Source organism: Jeotgalibacillus marinus (assembly GCF_040801915.1).
GTDB lineage: Bacteria > Bacillota > Bacilli > Bacillales > Jeotgalibacillaceae > Jeotgalibacillus > Jeotgalibacillus marinus.
Genome location: NZ_JBFMIA010000346.1, coordinates 1 through 223, shown reverse-complemented (window position 1 = coordinate 223; position 223 = coordinate 1). Strand labels below are relative to the sequence as shown.

1 protein-coding gene is annotated in these 223 nt (G+C 50.2%); it reads left to right on the top strand.

What is annotated here, in order from left to right:
• Positions 1–223 (top strand): phage nozzle protein (locus tag AB1471_RS19240; RefSeq protein WP_496350352.1); only part of this gene is annotated, 223 nt, incomplete at its 3' end.

Here is a 223-nt window from a genome sequence, read left to right as displayed (position 1 = left end):
ATGGCTATCCTTAGCCGCAGAGAGCCAGACGCGCTGTACTTGTTCCGGTTCTACAACGCAGGAAACGAGAGGCAGTTTGCTGCTTGGTTCAAGTGGAAGCTTCCTGGGGAAGTGATCATGATGGACTTCGATCACGACGTTCTGTATACCGTGATCAAGATGAATGGCTCCAACTCTCAGTACATTCTGTGTAAGCTCAACCTTCTCACAGAAAGCCCTGGTG